General features: G+C 61.9%; 2 protein-coding genes. Both read left to right on the forward strand.

Features of this window, described 5'->3' with window-relative positions; all coding sequences use genetic code 11:
* Positions 1 to 1,588: beta strand repeat-containing protein (locus BLX41_RS17080; protein ID WP_311197532.1), on the forward strand; the 1,588-nt coding region annotated here is incomplete at its 5' end.
* Between the two features lie 247 nt (positions 1,589 to 1,835).
* Positions 1,836 to 2,544, forward strand: a 709-nt coding sequence (locus BLX41_RS17085; protein WP_123725838.1) for a two-partner secretion domain-containing protein, incomplete at its 3' end; no start/stop codon positions are given.

The following is a 2,544-nucleotide window of genomic DNA, read 5'->3' on the forward strand; positions in this document are numbered from 1 at the left end:
GCTGTCCGGCAACGGGGCCCGCTTCGATGCCAACGGCGAAGCCTACAGCGTCATTCAAAACGCCACGCAGTTGCAGGCAATCGACCAGGACCTGGCCGGTCGCTACGTCCTGGGCAACTCCATCAACAACAGCGCGCGCCTGAGCTCCATCGGTGGCCAGCAGGCCTTCAGTGGCATCTTCGACGGCCTGGGCAACACCCTCAGCGGTTTGACGATCAACAGCAACGGCAGCGATGGCGGACTGTTCGCCAGCTCGTCCGGCAGCATCGGCAACCTCAAGCTGGCCTCGTTGACCATCAACGGTGCGATGTCTGCCACCGGCTCCGGTGCGGTCGGTGGCCTGGTCGGACGCAACAGCGGGAGCATTGCCAACGTCAGCGCCAGCGATCTGCAGGTGAATGCCAAGAGCAGGCAGGACAACGTGGTCGGCGGGCTGGTGGGGATCAACTCCGGCGGTTCCATCGATACTGCGTCAGTCAGCGGCGTGGTGCTGGGCAATACCTACACCACGGCGGCCGGTGGCCTGGTGGGTGAGAATCGCCAGGGTCCTGCCGGCGGCGGCACAGTGACCAACAGCAGCGCCGATGTCCGGCTCACCGCCAGCATCGCCAGCAATGCCGAGGGCGGTGTTGGCGGGTTGGTGGGCGTCAACCATCAAGGGCTGATTGCCGATTCCTCCAGTGCAGGAACGGTTTCCAGTGGTAACAGCTACAGCTACAAGGGCACCAACCTGGGTGGCCTGGTGGGTTACAACCAGGGCGGCCGTATCGAGCGCTCCCAGTCTTCGGCAACGGTATCCGGCACTGGCGCGAGCAACGCCGGAGGCCTGGTCGGTCGCAACGAATCGGGCCGGATCAGTGATTCGGTAGCCAGCGGCAGGTTGCAGGGCAACAGCTTTGCCACGGCCGGTGGCCTGGTGGGGCTGAACCACGACAGCGTGCTGCGCAACGTCAACGCCAGCGGCTCGGTGAATGCGGGGAACAGCCTGCACATCGGTGGCCTGGTGGGGCAGAACCTTGACAGCGACATCGGTCTTGCCGAAGCGTCCGGCCTGGTTCAGGGCGGTAGCAACAGTACTGTAGGTGGGCTTGTCGGTTCCAACGCTGGTGGGCTCATTGCCAACTCCCTGGCCTTGGGCAATGTCACTGGCAAGGATCGAAGCCATGTCGGCGGACTCATCGGCTACAACGCAGGGGAGCTGAAGTCGGTCGAGGCCCGTGGGAATGTCAGTGCCGGTTCCAGGAGCATGGTCGGTGGTCTGGTCGGTACCCATGGCGTTGACAACGGTAGCAGCCTTATCGATACCGCTTCGGCCAAGGGCAACGTCTCTGGGGGCAGTTACAGCATGGTCGGTGGCCTGGTGGGCCAGAACAACGCCCAGATCGTCAACACGCTCGCCAGCGGCGAAGTCTCGGGCAACCAGTATGCGCAGCTGGGCGGCTTGGCGGGGGTAGACCTGGGTGACATTCGTCAATCGGCAGCCTTCGGCAATATCAAGGTGATTGCTCCCAACTACGCAAACACGGGCTACGACCGCCCATTGAATCAGGCAGCCAACCTCAACCAGGGCGAGCAGCGTAACTGGTGATCTACCCCTCTTGATACAAGGAAATGGCCATTCCCTTGGTATGCCGTGCGGGAGCACGGGATATCGAGGTTGGCCTGATTCAGGGCTGCCATGCAGCTTGTCCTGAGCGGCCCGAGGTAACGGGCGCAGTACATCGCTTGGGATTTTGCGAGCACTTAACCGTATTTCTGCCAGGGCGCTGTGCCCCAGCAGTGTTGTGCTGCTCTGCAAAGGTTTGCCGGGTATTGAGAATACGATAAGGAACTTTATGAACAAGATTTATGCGTTGGTCTGGAATCAGACACAGGGCTGCTGGAACGTGGTTCACGAAGGCGCGCGCCGGCGTCGGCGTTCGGGCTCGGGCAAAGGTCTGGTAGTGGCGGTCGCCAGTCTCCTGGCATTGACCGGGTTGCCCTCGGCGTTTGCCTTGCCCACCGGTGGGGTGGTGGTGTCCGGCAGTGCGGACATCCTTACCCAGGGCCCGAACATGTCGATCAATCAGCACACGGACAAGCTGATCACGAACTGGAATGACTTCAGTGTTCAGGCCAATCAATCGGTGAACTTCAATCAGCCCACCAGCACCTCGATTGCCCTGAACCGGGTTGTGGGTGTCAACGGCAGTAACATCCAGGGGCAGATCAATGCCAATGGCCGGGTGTTCCTGATCAACCCCAACGGGGTAGTGTTTGGTCAAGGCTCACAGGTGAATGTCGGCGGCCTGGTGGCGACGACCCGCAACATCAGCGATGCCGATTTCAAGGCCGGCAACTACAAGTTCTCCGGGACTGCGGCGACTGAAGTCGTCAACCGCGGTTCTATTATTGCGGCGGACGGCGGCAGTGTGGCTCTGCTGGGGGCCAAGGTTCGCAACGAGGGCACGATCAATGCCCAGAACGGGCGCGTGGCGCTGGCCGCCGGCAATGGCTTCACCGTCAGCTTCGACGACAACCAACTGCTGGACCTGCACGTCGACA

This window comes from Pseudomonas protegens, from assembly GCF_003732485.1.
GTDB lineage: Bacteria > Pseudomonadota > Gammaproteobacteria > Pseudomonadales > Pseudomonadaceae > Aquipseudomonas > Aquipseudomonas protegens_B.